General features: G+C 61.1%; 10 protein-coding genes and 1 riboswitch. Of the genes, 6 read left to right on the top strand and 4 right to left on the bottom strand.

Annotated elements, in window-relative coordinates:
• Window positions 1–2: 2 nt before the first annotated feature.
• On the bottom strand, window positions 3–971 hold the full coding sequence (locus tag AAHA39_RS18775) for a ChaN family lipoprotein (RefSeq protein WP_320656396.1): 969 nt from the start codon (window positions 969–971) through the stop codon (window positions 3–5).
• 181 nt (window positions 972–1152) lie between these two features.
• Here AAHA39_RS18775 and AAHA39_RS18780 point away from each other — a divergent pair, with 181 nt between their 5' ends.
• Window positions 1153–3258, top strand: coding sequence for a TonB-dependent hemoglobin/transferrin/lactoferrin family receptor (locus AAHA39_RS18780; protein ID WP_320656349.1), 2106 nt, complete (start codon window positions 1153–1155; stop codon window positions 3256–3258).
• Between the two features lie 284 nt (window positions 3259–3542).
• Complete coding sequence (locus tag AAHA39_RS18785) at window positions 3543–4697, top strand: 3-phenylpropionate MFS transporter (RefSeq protein ID WP_320656350.1); 1155 nt, start codon at window positions 3543–3545, stop codon at window positions 4695–4697.
• 75 nt (window positions 4698–4772) lie between these two features.
• Here the strand turns inward: AAHA39_RS18785 and AAHA39_RS18790 are convergent, their stop codons facing one another.
• The 3 genes from AAHA39_RS18790 to AAHA39_RS18800 are packed head-to-tail and all read right to left on the bottom strand — an operon-like array spanning window position 4773 to window position 6762.
• Complete coding sequence (locus AAHA39_RS18790) at window positions 4773–5990, bottom strand: hypothetical protein (RefSeq protein WP_320656351.1); 1218 nt, start codon at window positions 5988–5990, stop codon at window positions 4773–4775.
• Between the two features lie 6 nt (window positions 5991–5996).
• Complete coding sequence (locus tag AAHA39_RS18795) at window positions 5997–6206, bottom strand: helix-turn-helix domain-containing protein (RefSeq protein WP_033112641.1); 210 nt, start codon at window positions 6204–6206, stop codon at window positions 5997–5999.
• A gap of 7 nt (window positions 6207–6213) precedes the next feature.
• Window positions 6214–6762: a DUF2975 domain-containing protein gene (locus AAHA39_RS18800; RefSeq protein WP_320656352.1), complete on the bottom strand. Its 549-nt coding sequence runs from the start codon at window positions 6760–6762 to the stop codon at window positions 6214–6216.
• 217 nt (window positions 6763–6979) lie between these two features.
• On the opposite strand from AAHA39_RS18800, the gene AAHA39_RS18805 reads away from it, so the two are divergent.
• The 4 genes from AAHA39_RS18805 (at window position 6980) to AAHA39_RS18820 (ending at window position 18498) form a co-directional block, all read left to right on the top strand.
• Window positions 6980–10453 carry a hybrid sensor histidine kinase/response regulator gene (locus AAHA39_RS18805; protein WP_320656353.1) on the top strand — a complete coding sequence of 1158 codons (3474 nt, stop codon included), beginning with the start codon at window positions 6980–6982 and terminating at the stop codon, window positions 10451–10453.
• A 200-nt stretch (window positions 10454–10653) separates the two neighbouring features.
• Window positions 10654–10741: riboswitch (cyclic di-GMP riboswitch) on the top strand.
• A 106-nt stretch (window positions 10742–10847) separates the two neighbouring features.
• Window positions 10848–13448, top strand: a complete 2601-nt coding sequence (locus tag AAHA39_RS18810) for a glycosyl hydrolase family 18 protein (RefSeq protein WP_320656354.1) — start codon at window positions 10848–10850, stop codon at window positions 13446–13448.
• A gap of 72 nt (window positions 13449–13520) precedes the next feature.
• Window positions 13521–16502 (top strand): M66 family metalloprotease, encoded by a 2982-nt coding sequence (locus AAHA39_RS18815; RefSeq protein ID WP_320656355.1) that lies wholly within the window; start codon window positions 13521–13523, stop codon window positions 16500–16502.
• A gap of 79 nt (window positions 16503–16581) precedes the next feature.
• Entirely contained in the window at window positions 16582–18498 is a 1917-nt protein-coding gene (locus AAHA39_RS18820) for a glycoside hydrolase family 19 protein (RefSeq protein WP_342690033.1), read from the top strand.
• Window positions 18499–19290: the final 792 nt, after the last annotated feature.

The following is a 19290-nucleotide window of genomic DNA, read 5'->3' on the forward strand; positions in this document are numbered from 1 at the left end:
GATTAGGGTTGCAGCCACTGGCTGCAGTCACGGCTGCGGGATTGATGCAGCGCGCCCATATCTTGCTTCATCTCGGCACTGTTTTGCCAGCGTTCGGGGAGCGGCATCATCTTTACGGTTACATCGGCGGCTCGACCCGGGGCTGTCTCTTCGCCGGTTTGCGGGACTACCAATGCCACCTTGAGCGCCGGGTTGCGGCTGGCGATGCGGCTGGCAATCCCGAGCCCCCCCTCTACATGGAAATTACCGGCGATATGCATGATCTGCTGGCCCGGATGGCTGGCGAGGTAATCCACCATGCTCTCGGCCATGGTGTCGTCCCAGCTGGTCTGGGCGGCGAAACGGCGGGCGTTGCTGTCGGCATCGCCGTGGTGCATGGAGGCCATAAACTTCTGGCGATAGGGATCATCCCCCAGCGTCAGTTGGCGGGCCAGCTGGCTGCGACGTGAGGTGGGCAACTTGTCTAGCCAGGCGACTCCTTCCTGACCGACACAGCTCACCAGCGGCTTGGGGGCATTGGCGGCGATCACCGGCATGTGGTGCGCCTTGGCGAACTCCACCAGCGGGCGATAGTCGCTCGGGTAGTTGGGCCAGGCATGCCCTTCGCGGATCAGCGCGGCTTCACCAATCTTGCCCGCCAGATAGGCATCAAGGGTCGCTTGATCGGCCCGGCTGAACTGCTCCATGGAGAGGGTCAGCCCCCGTCCGTGTTGCTCTGCTTGCTGATACAGGGCGCTCAGCAGCTGTGACTGCAACAGGTGAATGGCTGGGTGGGTGTGCAGTTCGCCCACCAGAATGATGTCGGCCTCCGCGAGACGGGCAGTGGCCTGATCCAGAGTCAGCGCTCCCTGCTGCGAATTACCCAGTTGATAGTCATAGAGGGTCGCCAGTGGGGGGGATACTGGTGGCTGGCTGGTGGCGCAGGCAGCCAGCAGCAGGGGCAGTGCAAGCAGAGGGAGTCGTTTCATCAGCAATCTCGCGGCATAGAGAGGCCCGAACAGGGGCTGTGTTACAGGCATAAAACAGGAAATGGCAGGCAGTGTAAAACTAACAATCCTCTTTTTAAATGATAATGATTCTTTTTTATTGATCTTTGAGTCGGGGTGGGTAAGATGCGGCCTGTTTGATAATAGTTCTCAATAAGGATTCGCTGTGACCCATCAAAACGCACTCTCTCTGGTCGCGCTCGCCGTAGCGGCCGGTCTCTCCTCCCAGGTCTTTGCTGCCACTCAAAAGGCGGATGAAGTCGTGGTCGTCAGCGGCTCACGGATGGAGCAGAAGCTGGAAGATGTCTCCGGCCCCATCTCGGTCATCACCGCCAAACAGATCGAAGAGCAGGTGGTGACTGATGCCGCTGACCTGTTCCGCTATGAACCCGGTGTCGCCGTGCTGGGCGGGCAGGGAGATGCCCAGACCTTCATCATCCGCGGCATGGGTGAGAACCGGGTCAAGGTGGTGCGTGACGGGGTGCGCCAGAACGATGCCTACAGCAAGGGCGGAGTGGGTCAGAGCTACTTCGATACCGACATGATCAAGCAGGTGGAGGTGGCCAAGGGGCCTGCATCCGCCGCTTATGGCTCCGATGCGCTGGGTGGCGTTATTGCCATCACCACCAAGGATGCCAGCGACTTCCTCAAGGGCAAGGATAGCTATCTGGATGTGACCAGCGGTTACGCCTCCAGCAGTCACCAGAAGATGGCTGGTTTTACCGGCGCCCTGCGTACCGGTGACGTGGAGAACCTGCTGCGCTACACCTGGCGCGATGGTGGTGTCACCCAGAACTACGATTCAACCAAGACCGATTTCGATATCGGGACTCACGCCCTGCTGCTCAAGAGCAAGTGGAATCTCTCTGATGAGCAGTTCCTCAAGCTGACCGTCGATTATCTGACCGATGGCGAGGAGCCGGACGCGGTCAAGCTCAACAAGGTCGGTACCGGCACTGCCCGCGTGTTCGAGCAGCCCATCACCGACAAGCAGACCGACAACCTGTCGCTGGTGCTGGATCACGGCATCGCGCTGAATCAGGGTTGGGCCGACCGGATGGATACCAAGGTCTACTTCGGACGCACCAAGCAGACGCTGGATCAGTACGCCTCATCCAAATATCCGGTTAACCCGCGCAACCCCTATGTGTTCAAGAACTCTCTCGATCACAACGTGTTCGATCAGAAGAACCTCGGCGCCCAGCTGCAGTTCCACAAGGCAGTGGCCAATCATCGTCTGGCTTGGGGGGCCGAGTATGAGCACACCGACAACGAACGTTCCCGCTACAAGGGGCCGACCAAACCGAACGATTTTGTCGGCTACAACGAGCTGAGCTTCCCGGCTACCACCAGCGAACGTGGCGCCTTGTGGGCCTTCGACGAGATGAAGTTTGGCGAGCGCTGGGTGCTGACGCCGGGCGCCCGCTATGACTACTACCGGATGACCCCGGACAATGATCCCGCCTACACCGGGGATCAGTTGCACAAGTTCTCCGAAGGGGAGATCTCGCCCAAGCTCGGATTGGTGTTCAAGGCGCACGAGGCAGCCAACCTGTTTGCCCAGTACAGCCACGGCTTCAAGGCCCCCATGTATGACAGCGCCTTCTCCACCCTGAACCATCAGGCTTACGGCTATCGCATCGAGCCGAACCCGAACCTCAATCCGGAGAGCAGCGACGGCATCGATCTCGGTGTGCGTGGCAGCCACAATGGCTTCAGCTACGAGGTGGCCAGTTTCTACAACAAGTTCGATGATTTCATCGAGATGGTGGAAGTGGGCAAAGAGGGGCGCACCGCCGTCTACCAGTACCAAAACCTGAGCAAGGCGACCACCAAGGGGGTTGAAGCGAAAGCGGATTACTGGCTGACCGATCTGGTCAACGTCTGGGGCAATCTCGCCTACATCGACGGCAAGGATGGCGATGGCAACCACATCAACAGCCTGAGCCCGCTCAACGGTTCGGTCGGCGTGCGTCTGGAGCAGGAAAAATGGAACTTCAATACGGCACTGCGCTTTGCCGACGACATGGACAAGGTGCGTAAGGATGCCAAGGGCAACGAGTATGAGAAGGCGGCCGGTTGGGGCGTGGTGGATATGTATGCCCAATTCAACCCTATGCAGGATCTGCAGCTCAACGTCGGTCTCTTCAACCTGTTTGACAAGGAGTACACCCGTTACGAGCGCATCGCTGGCCGTGATGCGGGTTCTGATAACAGCCTGATGACCGAGCCGGGCCGTAACCTCAGCGCCCGAGTCAAATACGTATTCTAAAGAGCAAACAACATACGCAGATTATCTAAGGGGCTTCGGCCCCTTTTTTGCGGCCGCTTTGTGACAGTGAGGCGTGCAGATATTTGCCTAAAAAGAAACCCGCCATAGGCGGGTGGAAGGATTGCAACACTAACCAGGAGGAGGTGTTACCAAGTAGACCCTGCTTCTTCGGTAATGGTTCAATTTTATTGAAGTTTTTTCGTTTTCTTCGCGGGGTTTCCATCGGGATCTGTGGGGGCGGATGGGTTATCATTCTGCTCCCGTCATCCGGTTGCAGAGGATCTATGCCCGCGTTCTCCTGGTTAGCGCTCTTTTTCGGCGCCTTCTATTTTGTCTACGGCGCTTACTTGCCGTTCTGGTCGCTCTGGCTGGAGGGGGTGGGCGTCAGCGCCGAGATGATTGGTCTCCTGCTGGGGGCGGGGATGGCGATCCGCTTTGCCGGCAACCTGATGGTGATGGGTCAGATCAAGGGGGCGGGTCATCTGCTGCCGGTTACCCGATTGTTATCTCTGCTCAGTCTGCTCGCCTTCCTTGGCTTCTATCTCAGTCATCACCTCTGGTGGTTGGTCGGTCTCACCCTGATCGCCAACTTTATCTACCCGACCCTGATGCCGGTGGGTGAGGCGCTGGCAACCCGCATGGTGGTGCAGGCGCATATCGACTACGGCAAGGTGCGGCTGTGCGGTTCGTTTGCCTTTATCGTTGCCTCGACCCTGGTAGGGGCGCTGGTGGGCAACTTCGGCAGCGACTGGATTTTGCACACCATGGTGGCGGGACTGGTGCTGATGCTGCTGCTCAGCTGGCTGCCACTTAGTCCCGCGCCACAGGATGTGCAGGGCGAGCGGGCCAAGGCATCCTTGCTGGCGACCCTGCGCAGCGCGCCGGTGCGCCGTTTCCTGCTGCTGACTGCGCTGCTGCAGGGGAGCCACGCTGCCTATTACGGTTTCAGTGCCATCTACTGGAAGGCGCAAGGGTATAGCGGCACCATCATCGGTTACCTCTGGGCGATCGGGGTGGTGGCCGAGATCTGCATGTTCGCCGCCGACAAGCGCTTCCTGCAGCGCTTCGGGGCGCAGAGCCTCTTTATCGCCGGAGCCATCGGTTGTGTGGTGCGCTGGGTATTGCTGGGAGCTTCGACCGAGCTGTGGGTACTGGTGCTGGGGCAGCTGCTCCACGCGGTGACGTTCGGGGTGAGCCATCTCGGGGCGGTGCGCTTCATGACCCGCCAGCTACCGGCCGAGCAGTTGATCCCGACCCAGTCCCTCTACGCAGCGCTGGGTCTTGGCATGACGGTGGCTGCTCTGATGGCACTCTGCGGTGTGCTGTTCGAGCCACTGGGCGGCGGCATCTTCTTCCTGATGGTGCTGGTGGTCTTGCCGGTCTTCTTCCTGCGGCTGCGCCCATTTTCGCCCTCTGCGCAGGAGAGCGCTCCGGCCTGATATCTGTCTATCTGAACCATCACCTGGAAAGGGAGAGCCACGGCTCTCCCTTTTTCATTGCTGCGGTTTTCGGCGTTACTGCTGCTCGCCAAGATAGTCGCGGCTGAGGCGGCGCCAGGTATCCGAGCCGATGGTGCCGGCAAGCAGTTCACTGGATGCGGCATCAAAGCGACCATCCGGTAGCCAGCCCAGTTGGGGCAGCAGTCGGGCCAGCGTCACGTCATTGTGTTGCAGCTCCCGATCCAGTGCCTCCCAGAAGGCGCTCCCCTTGACGTAAAAGAGCGGGTAGTAGGAGCGATCGCCTGCCATCACTTCGCGGGCAGCCCGATAGAGGCCGCTCTCGCTATGGGGCAGTTGTTTGCCCCGCCCGGCCAGTTCGTTGATCGCCGAGACCTGATGTAGCCGAAAGCGGCGCAGTGCCTTGATGGCGAGGTACTCGGCGAGGCTCTCTTCAACCCAAGTGGGCTGTGGATCAGCACGGCGAGCGCTGAGGATATGCACCGCCTCGTGGGCCGAGGTGCGCAGCAGGCGCAAGGGGGCCTGTGGCGTTGGTTTGCCTGCATCGGTGGGGTAGTTGGCGACAAACACCTGATCCCCAGCGGCGCCGCCAAGGGAGTGGGTCATCACATCCCGCCCGAGCCACACCAGTTGCCACGGGTGAGTGGGCGGGGCCACGTCGAGCTGAAAGGCCAGATAGTCGATGATCTCATTCAGTTGTTGCTGCAAGGCCGGCAGATCGAGCTGGTTGGCGGTCTCGTCATGGCTCAGCACCAGCCGCGGATCCGGTTTGGTGATTGGGACAGTTTGCAGACCAAATGGCAGGATCAGCGGTGGCTGGCTGATGTCCGGCAGCGGTTGGCAGCTGCCATCCGGCAGACATACCTTCCCTTGGCGGCTCCCCATCTGGCGTACAAAGTTACCCCACTCGGTCAATAGCCACTGGTCAGGGGCAAACAGCAGCGACTGTTGGGCCGAGGCATCCGCCCCCAGCGCTGGCGCCAGTGTGAGCGTGATCTGCCAGCCAACCTCTTTGCAGGAGAAGGGCTGGTTGAGGGCAACCGGCTGGTTGTTTGCAAGGCAGACCAGTGTGGGGGAAGCTGGCGCGGCACTGCCCGGCAACTGGCGGGTGGGGAGCAGGGTAAAAGGGGGCTCGCCCTGCATGGTGAGGCGCACTTGCAGCACATTGGCGCTGGCGCCCTGCTCGACAAGGTAGCGGGGGCCGCTCGCGTTATCGCTGGCGCAGGCCCACAGTGGCAGCAGCCACAGGGCAAACAGGGTGATATGACGACTCATAAAGGGTTAGCGCTCCTGCTCGTAGCCCAGCAGATCGCCGGGTTGGCACTGGAGTTCACGGCAGATGGCCTCCAGAGTGGAAAAGCGCACCGCCTTGGCGTGGCCATTCTTGAGGATCGAGAGGTTGGCTTCGGTGATGTCGATGCGCTGGGCCAGTTCGCGAGCGGTCATTTTGCGCTCGGCCAGCAGGGCATCGAGCCGGATGATGATGGGCATGGGATCCTCACACCGTCAGTTGCTGTTCATCGGCCAGCAGTTTGGCCTCGCGCATGACCAGTGCCAGCGCCAGCACGATGAGTCCCGCCAGCAGTACCCGGAAATCTGAGGTACTCAGCGCTATGGTACCGAGCACTTCCGGGCCTCTCATGGTGAGCACCGTATCCAGCAGGGGCAGGTGGATCAACTCGACCACGAAGGTTGCACAGAGCAGCAGCCCGATCTGCCGGTAGCGGCGGATCTGCTCGAAGGTGAAGAGCAGGCCGTGGCGGTAGCCACGAAACAGCTGGCGCAGTTGCCAGAGCATCATCATGAAGACCAGATCCGGCAACAGTTGTACCAGAGTGCCGAGCAGCCGGGTGGAGAAGTGCAGCGGATAGTCTGCCTGGTTGATGCCGGGACGGCTCAGAATGGTGTTGAGCTTCTCCTGCAGCAAATCGGCGCCACCGAAGGGGGTCCACACCTCCAGCAAGGTGATCAAAGGGGTAGCCAGCAGAGCCAGTAGCAGCAGCCATTCGATCAGCATGCTCGAGCGTTCGAGTTTGTTGGATATCATCTCATTCCTCACCGTAATGGGTTTTGTCTGAAAGGTAAAGTTTATCGTTTATCAATATTCATGGCGGCAATGTTTATTGTTTTACGATATGCAGTCAAGGCAAAATTTATTGAAAAACGATAATTTCTATCTGTCTGAAGGTGATGACTTTTAGCGGCCACCTCTCTAGACTGGCCGAACCTGCATACAAATTCTCAACATGGACAAGGGGTTGCAGATGCACCAGGGATGGTTGCTGATCGGATTGTCGCTCTCCTATCTGGGGCTGTTGTTTCTGATTGCCTTCGTGGCGGACAAGCACAAGCGGCATCGCATGAAGGGGCAGCCCCTGCTCTACAGCCTGTCGCTGGCGGTCTACTGCACCTCATGGACCTTCTTCGGCACCGTGGGTCAGGCGAGTGAATCGCCCTGGTCGCCGGTGCCCATCTACCTCGGCCCCATGCTGGTCTTTCTGTTTGGCTGGCGACTGCTGGCGCGCCTCATTCTGGTGGCCAAACGGGAACACATCACCTCCATCGCCGACTTCATCGCCGCCCGTTACGGTAAATCCCAGCGTCTTGCCATGCTCATCGCCCTTATCGCCATCATGGGGATCCTTCCCTATCTGGTGCTACAGCTCAAAGCGATCGTGACCGGGCTCGACCTGCTGATGGTCAACAGCGCAGGGGCGGGGCACGTGAGCGCCATATCGGGCAATACCGCCGAACTGGCGCTCGGGGTCGCCATGCTGCTGGCGCTGTTTAGCATCCTGTTTGGCACCCGCCATCTCGATGCCACCGAGCACCACAGAGGGATGGTGGTAGCCATCGCCTTCGAGTCGGTGGTCAAATTGCTCGCCTTTATCTCGGTGGGGGGCTTTGCCCTCTGGCTCATTCTGAGCAAGCCGAGCCCGGTACGCAGCGAGGTGGCGGGACACTTCTTCGATGCGGTGATGGCGGTGACGCCCGGCAGTCTGCTGGAGCTGGCCATCTATACGGTACTGGCGATGTGCGCGGTCATCTGCCTGCCGCGCCAGTTTCATGTGACTGTGGTGGAGAACAATCAGGGGCAGGATCTGCACTGGGCGCGCTGGATCTTCCCGCTCTACCTGTTCGTGATGGGGCTCTTTATCTGGCCGCTGGCGCTGGCGGGCAAGCAGTGGGTGGGGGCTGACATGGCCTCCGACACCTATGTGATCAGTCTGCCGATGGCCCTTGGTTTTGACGGAGTCGCCATGCTCGCCTTCCTTGGTGGTACCTCGGCAGCGACCGGCATGGTGATCGTCTGCACCATCGCATTAGCCATCATGGTGAGCAACGATCTGGTGCTGCCGGTGCTGCTGCGCCGTTTCTGGCAGCAGGGGCGCGATGAGCGGCTGGTGCGATTGCTGCTGCAGGTGCGCCGTGGCGCCATCCTGTTGATCCTGCTGGCGGCCTGGTTGCTCTACCTCTGGCTTGGCGATCTCACCAGCTTGTCGCGCATCGGTTACCTCTCCTTTGGCGCAGTGGCCCAGTTTGCGCCGGCCCTGCTGCTCGGTCTCTATTGGCGGCACGGCAATCGCAAGGGGGTTTATCTCGGTCTGATCCTCGGTGTGAGCCTCTGGTTCATCACCCTGCTGGCGGAGAGCGGTCTGCTGGCCGGCTCACCGCTGGAGGCGTTGCTGGCGCCGCCCGACTGGCCCGCTTTTCGCGATCTCAGCCTCGGGGCCTGGTGCATCTTCCTGAGCCTGCTGTTCAACCTGCTTGGCTATGTGGCGGGCTCGCTGCTCTCCCGTCCGGCGGTGAGCGAGCGGTTGCAGGCGGCCAACTTCGTCGGCAAGCCGAGTCGCGATACCACGGCGCTCTATCAGGCGCGGGTGTCGGTGAAGGAGCTGGAGATGCTGGCGGCCCGATTCGTCGGGTCGAGCCGGGTCAAGCGTGCCTTTGGTCGCTTTGCCGGTGAGCATGGCGGCACGCTGGCACCACAGATGCAGGCATCGGCCGAGCTGATTGCTCACACCGAGCGGCTGCTGGCCGGGGTGTTTGGCACTTCGTCGGCGCGGTTGGTGCTCGCCTCTGCCCTGCAGGGGCGCAACATGCAGCTCGAGGAGATCGCCACCATAGTGGATGAGGCCTCCGACGTATTCCGCTTCAACCGTGGTCTGCTGCAAGGGGCGATCGAGCATATCGGGCAGGGGATCTCGGTGGTGGACAGGGAGCTCAAGCTGGTGGCGTGGAACCGGCGCTACATCGAGCTGTTTCACTATCCGCCCGGGCTTATCCAGGCAGGGCGCCCCATCGAGGAGATCATCCGCTACAACGCACTGCAGGGACTGTGTGGCCCCGGCGATATCGAGGAGCATGTGGCGCGCCGGGTCGCGTTTATGAAACGGGGCAGTGCCCATATCTCGGCGCGGGAGCGCCCCGATGGCCGGGTGATCGAAATGCAGGGCAATCCCATGCCGGCCGGTGGTTTCGTCATGACCTTTACCGATATCACCCCGTTTCGTGATGCCGAACGGGTGCTGCGCGAAGCCAACGAACATCTGGAGGCGCGGGTCGCCGAGCGTACTCGCGAGCTCTCCGAACTCAACCGCCAGCTGCTGCTGGTCAACCAGCAGGTGGAGCGGGCCAATCAATCCAAGAGCCGTTTTCTGGCAGCGGTCAGCCACGATCTGACCCAGCCCCTCAACGCAGCCAAGCTCTTTACCTCTTCCCTGCTGGAGATGTTGCCGGCCGAAGAGGAGCCAGCCCGTATCGCCCGTCATATCGACGATGCGCTGGGGGCTACCGAGGATCTCATCAGCGATCTGCTCGATATCTCGCGCCTTGAGGCGGGCAAGTTCAAAGCCAAGAAACTCGACTTCGCCCTGCACGATCTGTTCGACAACCTGAAGGCGGAGTTCGGGGTACTGGCACAGGCGGGGGGGATCCACTTCTCGGTGGTGGAGAGCAAGCTGGCGGTGCACAGCGATGTACGGCTGTTGCGCCGGGTGCTGCAGAACTTCCTCACCAACGCGTTTCGCTACAACCCGGGCGGTAGGGTGCTGCTTGGCTGTCGCAGACTGGGGAGCAAGATCCGCATCGAAGTGTGGGACAACGGACCCGGCATTCCGCAAGACAAGCAGGAGGCGATCTTCGACGAGTTCTCCCGCCTCGATCACTCCCGTACCGCCAGGGAGCAGGGGTTGGGTCTGGGGCTCGCCATTGCCCGCGGCATCTCGCTGGTGCTGGGCCATAAGCTCACATTGCAGAGCTGGCCGGGCAAGGGATCGGTCTTTGCGGTGACCCTCAATCTGGCGACCCGGCCGGTCACGGCCCATCAGCTGGCAGCGCCGGTGGTGCGTGACAGCCAGCTGGAGGGGGTAGCCGTGCTCTGTATCGACAACGAGCGGGACATTCTGACCGCCATGAGCACCCTGCTCGGCCGCTGGGGCTGCGAGGTGCGCTGCGCCGTCGATCTGGCCGAAGCCGAGGCGTTGGTGGCAGACGGATTTTTGCCGAGACTGGTGCTCTCGGACTATCACCTCGACGATGGCAAGACCGGACTGGAGGCCATTGCCGCGCTGCAGCAGGCTTGTGGTGACGAGCCGGGGGGGATCATCATCAGCGCCGATCGCAAGAGCGAACTGCAGGCGCAGATCCGCGAGCGGGGATACGGCTACATCAGCAAGCCGGTCAAACCGCTCAAGCTGCGGGCCCTGATGAACAGCTTGTTGCTGCCGGTGCAGTGAGCCAGCTCACAAAATTAATCAAATGATGGAGGGAGGTGAGCGGCGCGAAAGGAGAAGGATAGAGGCTGATGTCGGAATAATCCTCACCATATCGAGCCAGTTCCCCTGAAATGAGTCCCATCAACTGTCATTTTTACTAGGTAGCACTTCGCAAATCGCCCCCCTATAGTCGGGGGGCGATTTTTCTTGTCGCGAATGAAGTGTGTTAAGGGCAAACCGGTCGAAAGGCCGGGACGCAAAGCTTCCGGTCTAAGGGTCAGCAGTACCTAAGATAGCGGGGCCACCACAGGTTGTTGCGCTCCTTTTGCCAAGGAGGAGCACTGCTGTCTGCGTTACCTGTCAGGCGCGTCGCCCTTTTCGTTGCAAACAATAACGAAATAGGGAAATACAACAAATGCCAAGTCCAAAACCTACCTTGCTGGCCCTTGCGGTCGGTCTTTTCTGTACCTCCGCCGCCTACGCGGCTGCGCCCGGCAAACCCACCATCGGCTGGGGCCCCACCAAGTTCGCCATTGTCGAAGTCGATCAGGCGGCAACCTCCTACAACAATCTGGTCAAGGTGAAAGATGCCGCCGATGTGGAGGTAAGCTGGAACCTCTGGAGCGGTGACGTTGGCCAGACTGCCAAAGTGCTGCTCGATGGCAAGGAGGTGTGGTCAGGCCCCTCCGCCGCGGCAGGCACCGCCAAATTCAAGGTGAACAAGGGGGGCCGCTACCAGATGCAGGTGGCCCTCTGCAATGCCGACGGCTGCTCTCTCTCCGACAAGAAGGAGATAGTGGTCGCCGATACCGACGGCAGCCACCTGGCGCCGCTCAAGGCTGCGCTGCAGGAGAACAACAAGCCCTACGCCAACAAGTCCGGCAAGGTGGTGGGCACCTACTACGTGGAGTGGGGCGTCTACGGGCGCAAGTTCACCGTGGACAAGATCCCGGCCCAGAACCTGACCCACATCCTCTACGGCTTTACCCCCATCTGTGGCGGGGATGGCATCAATGACAGCCTCAAGGAGATCGAGAACGGCAACAGCTTCCAGGCCCTGCAGCGTGCCTGTGCAGGCCGGGCTGACTTCAAGGTGGCGATCCACGATCCCTGGGCTGCCGTCCAGATGCCGCAAAGCGGCCTGACCGCCTATGACGAGCCCTACAAGGGCAACTTCGGCGCCCTGATGGCGCTCAAGCAGGCCTACCCCGACCTCAAGATCCTCCCCTCCGTCGGCGGCTGGACCCTCTCCGACCCCTTCTACTTCCTCGGCGACAAGAGCAAGCGCGATACCTTCGTCGCCTCGGTCAAAGAGTTCCTGCAGACCTGGAAATTCTTCGATGGCGTGGACATCGACTGGGAGTATCCGGGCGGACAGGGCGCCAACCCGAAACTGGGCAGCCCGAGCGATGGCGCAACCTATGTGACCCTGATGAAGGAGCTGCGCGCCATGCTTGACGAGCTGGAGTCACAGACTGGTCGCAAGTATGAGCTCACCTCCGCTGTCGGTGCCGGTTACGACAAGATTGAAGATGTCGATTACCGTGCGGCCCAGCAGTACATGAGCCACATCTTCATGATGACCTACGACTACAACGGCGCATGGAGCAATACCGAGCTGGGTCACCAGACCAACCTCTACGCGGCGAGCTGGGATCCCAACACCAAGTACACCACCGACAAGGCGGTCAACCTGATGCTGGCGCAGGGGGTTGACCCCGGCAAGCTGGTGGTCGGTGCCGCCATGTATGGCCGTGGCTGGACTGGCGTGAGCGGCTATCAGGGCAACAACCCCTTCACCGGCAAGGCGACCGGCAAGGTGAAAGGCACCTGGGAGGATGGCGTGGTCGATTACCGTGACATCGTCAACAACCGCATGGGCAGTGGCTGGGAGAAGAGCTACGACGAGGTGGCCGAGGCCCCCTATCTGTTCAAGGCGTCGACCGGCGATCTCATCACCTATGACAACGACCGCTCGGTCAAGGCCAAGGGGCAGTATGTGCTGGCCAACAAGCTGGGTGGCCTCTTCTCCTGGGAGATTGATGCCGACAACGGCGACATCCTCAATGCCATGCACGAGGGGCTGGGTCATGGCGAGGGAACCACTCCGCCAGCCAACAAGCCGCCGGTGGCCAACGCGGGCAGCGATCTGAGTGTCACCGGCCCGACCGAGGTGACGCTGAACGGCTCCGCGTCCCACGACCCGGAAAATGGCGCCCTCACCTATAGCTGGAAGCAGGTCTCCGGCCCGCAGGCCACCTTGCTGGATGCCACTCAGGCCAAGGCCCGGGTTGTACTCGATGCAGTGTCCGCCGACATCAATCTGGTGTTCGAGCTGGCCGTGACCGATGACCACAACCTCACCGCCCGCGATCAGGTGGTGGTCACCAACAAGGCGCCGCAACCCAACCTGCCGCCACTGGTGAGCCTGCCGGCTACCGCCTCCGTGGAATCCGGCAAGCAGGTGACCCTCAAGGCGACCGCGTCTGACCCGAACGGTGATCCGCTCACCTATCAGTGGACGGTACCTGCCGGCCTCACCGCCAGCGGTCAGAACAGTGCCACTCTGGTGGTCACCGGCCCGAACGTCACCAGCGATACCGCCTATGACCTGAGCCTCACCGTCTCCGACGGCGCGCTGGATGCCAGTGCCGCCACCCGTCTGACGGTCAAGCCGGTAAGCGGTGGTGGCGGTTGCTCGGCCACCGATCCGGATGCCGCCAACTGGCCTGCCTGGCAGGCGAGCAAGGTCTACAACGGTGGTGACAAGGTGAGCCACAACCAGCTGGTGTGGCAGGCCAAGTACTGGACTCAGGGCAACGAACCGAGCCGCACTGCCGATCAGTGGACGCTGGTGAGCAAGGTGCAACTGGGGTGGGATGCCAATGTCGCCTACAACAGCGGTGACCTGACCAACCACAATGGTCGCCAGTGGAAGGCCCAGTACTGGACTCGCGGTGATGAGCCCGGCAAGGCTGCGGTCTGGCAGGATGTCGGCGCCGCCAGCTGCAAGTAATACCTCCCGATTGATGACAGGGGCATGGCGACATGCCCCTCCTTCCCGGTAGCCATCAAGACGAGACAATAAATGACTACATACATGACCCCGATAGCCGGCCTCATTATGGCAACGCTGGCGGCAGCCCCTTTGTCTGCTGGCAGCGCGCCCCTGATATTCAATGACACGACCCCGCAAAGCGATCTGGCGGGCAGTCTGGCTGCCAGAGTGCAGTTTGCCCAGAGCCAGATCCTGCCATCCCATCCCAAGGAGGGGGATCGCCAACCCATCCTGACCAGCCTGCGCAAGAGCTTGCTGCTGGTCCAACCGCTCCAGGCCGACGGGGTGACCCCCATGACGGTGGAGGCCCGTGACGGCAGCGGCAAGCTGCTTGGCACCCTGACCTTGTCACCGCCATCGGCGCTGCCCGAGACGGTCTACCACCTCGCGGGGGTTCCCGAAGGCGGGGTGAGCTTCGTCCCGGAGAGCGGCAGCAGTGCCGTCATCAGCAGCAGTGCTGATTTGGCCAAACTGAGCGACAAGAGCGGCGCCTTCCTCAAGGAGCGGCTGACTGGTCGCGCGCTGGTGGAGATCCAGACCGCTGACGGCCGCTGGGTTCGGGATATCTACCTACCCGTGAGCCCGGAGCTGGAGGGCAAGATGGTGCGCTTGCGTTCCAGCGCAGGCTACAACTCGACGATTTTATATGGCGAGCGGCAGGTGACCCTCTCCCGTGGCCAGACCCTGCAGTTCAAGTTTGTCAAGGGGCAGTGGTTCCGTGAGGGGGAGCTGGAGAACAACCGCATCACCTATGCCCCGGATACCTGGAGTGGCGAGCTGCCCGCAGAGTGGATCCAGCCCGGACTGAGCCTCTCCGTTCGTCAGGGCAACCTCACGGGTGAACTGCGTGACATCAGGGTCGGTGCCCCCGGCGAGCTGCTGCTGCACACCATCGACATCGGCATGCTCACCACGCCGCGGGATCGCTTTGCCTTTGCCAATGACAAGGAGGCTCATCGCGAATACTTCCAGACCATCCCGGCCAGCCGGTTGATCGTCAGTCAGTATGCACCGCTCTCCCTGCCTGAGGTGATGCTGCCCAATGGCACCCTGCTGACCGATTTTGACCCGAGCGAGGGGGGCTGGCATGGCGGCACCATGCGCCAGCGCATCGGCAAGGAGCTTATCTCCCACGGTATCGACAATGCCAACTACGGCATCAACAGCAGTGCCGGTGAAGGGGAGGGGAGCCATCCCTTTGTGGTGGCCCAGCTGACGGCGCACAACAGCCGCGGCAAATATGCCAATGGGGTTCAGGTGCACGGTGGCTCCGGTGGCGGTGGCATCGTCACGCTGGATGATTCGCTGGGCAACGAGTTCAGCCACGAAGTGGGCCATAACTTCGGCCTTGGCCACTATGTGGATGGCTTCCGTGGCTCGGTTCATCGCAGTGCCGATCAGCTCAACTCCAGCTGGGGCTGGGACAGTGACAAACACCGTTTCATCCCCAACTTCTCGCCGACCCGCACCAATGAGGATGCCTGTCTGGATGGCCAGTGCCAGCCGCCGTTCGATGGCCGCAAGTTTGGCTACGATGCGATGGCGGGCGGCAGCCCTCTCTCCGGTGCCAACCGTTTCACCCTCTATACCCCCAATTCCGCCGCCATCATCCAGCGTTTTCTGGAGAGCAAGGCGGTGTTCGATGCCAACTCGGCCACCGGCTTTAGCAAGTGGAACAGTGCGACGGCCAGGATGGAGCCCTATCAGCACACAATCGAGGGGATCGAGAAGGTCGATGCTTCCATGGATGCCCTGAGCGAGGCCGGACTGAGTGCCCTGCTGGCGGATTACGGCTTGGTCAGGGTCGCCATGTGGGACGGTCGCTGGACTCGTGATATCCGGGTGCCGGTTGCCTCTGCGGACAACCGTGGGCGCAGTCTGACCATCGATCATGGGGCCGGTTACAACAGTCGCCTCTTTATCAACGGCAAGGAAATTGTGGTGAACCGGGGCTTCAAGAAGAGCTTCACCTCGGATGGCCAGAGCTGGGTGGAGGTCTCCCCCATCGATACCAAGGTTGCGCGCAAGCCCGAGCAGTTCGGAGTGCCGGTGACCACCCTGGTGGGCTATTACGATCCGCAGGGGAGTCTGCCCAGTTACATCTATCCGGCGCTGCACGGCGCCTACGGCTTCACCTACCCGGATGACAGCAACACCCTGTCCGGCAGTGACTGCCAGTTGCAGGTGGAGACTCGCGATGGTCTGCAGCGCTTCAGGCTGGCCAATCACCGGGCGGCCAGCAGCGTCATGAACAAGTTCCACATCAACCTGCCCACCGCCAGCGAGCCCGGCCGCGCCACCATCCAGTGCCGTGGCCAGACACTGGTACAGCAGAGCTTGCTGCCACCGCAGCAGTCACTCTCCTTTACCGTCAACGGGCGGCCGCTGGAGCAGGGCGTGGTCGAGAACCAGCCTCCGGTGGTGACCGTACCGGCGCAGCTCGGTGGCATCGGCGGTGAGTGGCTGACCGTCACCGCTGAGGCGAGCGATCCCGAGGGCGACGCGCTGAGCTACCGCTGGCACTTTCCGGCGGGCTGGCAGGCGGAAGGCGAGACCAGTGCCAACCTGCGTCTCCTACCGCAGGCAGTCACTACCAGCGAGCAGCATGAGCTGAGTGTGAGCGTCTCGGACGGGGTACACCAGAGCGAAGGGCGCGTCGTGTTGACGCTGGATCCCGTGGTCGACGGCTCTTGCAACACCACCGACCCGGAAGCGGTCAACGTTCCCGCATGGCAGGCCAGCAAGGTCTACAACGGCGGTGACAAGGTGAGCCACAACCAGCTGGTATGGCGTGCCAAGTACTGGACTCAGGGCAATGCGCCGAGCCGCAGTGCCGATCAGTGGGCGCTGGCGAGTCAGGTTGATCTGGGGTGGAGTCCCGCCGTTGCCTACAGCGGCGGGGAGCTGACCAACCATAACGGCCGTCGGTGGCAGGCCAGGTGGTGGACTCAGGGTAACGAGCCGGGCAAGCACGGCGTCTGGCTGGATGTCGGGGCGGCAAGCTGCCGTTAAGCCGGGATCCCTATGATGGTGGCGGGGTCTTATGAGGCCCCACCTTTTCTGCTGAAAACCTAGACAGAGAGCAACAATAATGAAAAAAAATCGCATATCCCTTCTGCTTGCCGGCTTGATGCTGAGCGGCCACCTGTGGGCGGCCGAGGCATACGACATCAACAAATCCTACCCGGGCGGCAGCCAGGTCAATTACAACGGCCAGGTTTTCGAGGCCAAGTGGTGGGTCAACCCGGGTCAGACTCCGGGCATGACGGCCGCCAATGAGTGGGATACCCCGTGGAAGCTTGTCGGCGAAGGGGAAGTGACCCCGCCGGATACCGGCGGCGATGACAAGCCCAATCCGCCGACGCCAACCCCGCCGGATGGCAGCACTACCCCCGTCTATATGAGCCAGGCTGAGCTGGATGCCAAAGAGAAGGCGCTGACCGACTTCCCGGCGATGGAAGCGGTCAAGGCTTCCATCGCTACCCGTGACAATCTGGTGGTCGAGGCGGTGCAGCCGGGCCGTGCCGACAACCCGGGCAACGTCAAGCGGGTCGAAAGCCTGTTGAGCGAGGGTCAGTTCAACTACCTCTTCCCGCTGCGCGCCCCCGAGTACACCTATCGCGGCCTGCTGCAGGCGGCGGCCAAGTTCCCGGCCCTGTGCAGCGACTACAGCGATGGCCGCGATGCCGATGCCATCTGCCGCAAGACGTTGGCAACCATGTTCGCCCACTTCGCCCAGGAGACTGGCGGCCATGAAAACTGGCGCCCGGAAGCCGAGTGGCGTCAGGCACTGGTCTACGTGCGCGAGATGGGATGGAATGAGACCATGCGCGGCGGTTACAACGCCGAGTGCCGTCCCGATGTGTGGCAGGGTCAGCAGTGGCCGTGCGGTACGTTCGACAATGGCGAGTTCAAGAGCTACTTTGGTCGCGGCGCCAAGCAACTCTCCTACAACTACAATTACGGCCCTTTCTCCGAGGCGATGTTCGGCACGGTGCGCACCCTGCTCGACCGCCCCGATCTGGTGGCCGACACCTGGCTGAACCTCGCCAGTGCGGTGTTCTTCTATACCTATCCGCAGCCACCCAAGCCTTCCATGCTCCATGTCATCGATGGCACCTGGCAGCCGAACGAGCACGACAAGCAGAACGGTCTGGTGCCGGGCTTCGGAGTCACCACCCAGATCATCAACGGTGGGGTGGAGTGCGGTGGCCCGGTCGAGCACGCCCAGTCCCAGAACCGCATCAACTACTACCGCGAGTTTGCCAACTACCTCGGGGTAGCGGTGCCATCCGACGAGGTGCTGGGTTGCAAGAACATGAAGGTGTTTGACGACAAGGGCGCCGGTGCCCTGCCTATCTACTGGGAGCAGGACTGGAGCTATGTGGCAGAGAATCCCAACGGCGGCAAGAGTTACGCGTGCAAGCTGGTGGGTTACCAGACCCGGTTCAGCGCCTTCAAGGAGGGGGATTACAGCCGCTGCGTTCAGCACTTCTATCCGGAGGTGGTGATCGAGGATAACGGCGGTGGCACCAACCTGCCACCGGTGGCCAATATCACCGGCCCGGCGCAGGCCGAAGGTGGCAGCAAGGTGACCCTCTCCGGCCAGCACTCCAGCGATCCGGAAGGCAAGCCGCTCACTTATGCCTGGACTCTTCCGGCAGGTGCTTCTGCCCCGGCACTGGATCAGGTCACTCTGGAGTTGACTCTGCCCAAGCCGGCCAGCGATACCAAGCTGGAGATCAAACTGACGGTCACAGATGAAGGTAATCTGAGCCGCACCACCACCCATAGCCTGCTGGTGAAAGGAGAGGAGGGGGGCGTAACGCCGCCTGACTATCCGGCCTATAAAGAGGGGACTCCCTACAAGGCGGGCGAGCGGGTCAGCAACGGCGGTGCCAGCTACGAGTGCAAACCGCACCCCTACACCGGCTGGTGTGCTGGTGCCGCCTGGGCTTATGAGCCGGGCAAGGGCAGCGCGTGGAGTGATGCCTGGATCAAGCTGTGAGCCGGCATTAAGCCGAAGCAATAAAAGATGGGGCCTGCAGGCCCCATTCTTGTTTGGTGGAGTTCAGGTTTGGCCGTGGAACATCTGGCCCGGACAGGACAGCGCCTCGAAAGGGCTGTGTGATGATGTGTGTTGTTTTATTACATTTTCCGTGAAAGGCTTTCAGCAATTACTTGCCGTAGCGGAAGTGGTATTCACGGGTGGAGGGGGCATAGGCATCTTTCTCTACAACGCCGTTCTTGGTGGTTGCACCGCGCAGGTGGAACAGGACTGCCAGATTCTCAAACATGGTTTACCTCATCGCTCTGTCATTTATGGTTATGGTGTGTGACCTGGGTCACGGTTTAATCCTATGGTTATTTGTGAGCCAGATCAACTTTCCGTGTTGTAAATTTACAAAAATCATGGAAAGGGTTTTCAAATGCAATGCCCTTTATGGAAAGGCTTTCCCGAGGTGACGGGGGAGAAGCTGATTACCAGCCAGCATAGAGAGGTCTGAGAGCGGGGGGCGTTGTACGGGGAAAGGGGCTTGCTGCACGGCCTCTCCTGTATAGGTGCTTGAGCCGATTTGTGACATAAAACAGAGAGATAGCACGCGTCTTGCTGGTAAAAACAGCGAACTGCTGCAATTTTGACTAAACGAATCAGTCGCGGTTATTTTAGGGTTGACAGCAAAGCGGGTGATGCCTATCATGCGCCTCCGTTGCCGGAGATAACTTCGTCAGCGCCGAGGTGAGTTGGGGTTATAGCTCAGCTGGGAGAGCGCTTGCATGGCATGCAAGAGGTCCGCGG

The organism is Aeromonas sp. SE22 (assembly GCF_038739755.1).
Classification (GTDB): Bacteria; Pseudomonadota; Gammaproteobacteria; order Enterobacterales; family Aeromonadaceae; genus Aeromonas; species Aeromonas jandaei.

Bases quoted from the DNA above. Each gene is read 5' to 3' on its own strand.
- AAHA39_RS18785 (WP_320656350.1), top strand. From the start codon at position 3,543: ATGCCCGCGTTCTCCTGGTTAGCGCTCTTTTTCGGCGCCTTCTATTTT.
- AAHA39_RS18790 (WP_320656351.1), bottom strand. From the start codon at position 5,990: ATGAGTCGTCATATCACCCTGTTTGCCCTGTGGCTGCTGCCACTGTGG.
- AAHA39_RS18795 (WP_033112641.1), bottom strand. From the start codon at position 6,206: ATGCCCATCATCATCCGGCTCGATGCCCTGCTGGCCGAGCGCAAAATG.
- AAHA39_RS18800 (WP_320656352.1), bottom strand. From the start codon at position 6,762: ATGATATCCAACAAACTCGAACGCTCGAGCATGCTGATCGAATGGCTG.
- AAHA39_RS18805 (WP_320656353.1), top strand. From the start codon at position 6,980: ATGCACCAGGGATGGTTGCTGATCGGATTGTCGCTCTCCTATCTGGGG.
- AAHA39_RS18810 (WP_320656354.1), top strand. From the start codon at position 10,848: ATGCCAAGTCCAAAACCTACCTTGCTGGCCCTTGCGGTCGGTCTTTTC.
- AAHA39_RS18815 (WP_320656355.1), top strand. From the start codon at position 13,521: ATGACTACATACATGACCCCGATAGCCGGCCTCATTATGGCAACGCTG.
- AAHA39_RS18820 (WP_342690033.1), top strand. From the start codon at position 16,582: ATGAAAAAAAATCGCATATCCCTTCTGCTTGCCGGCTTGATGCTGAGC.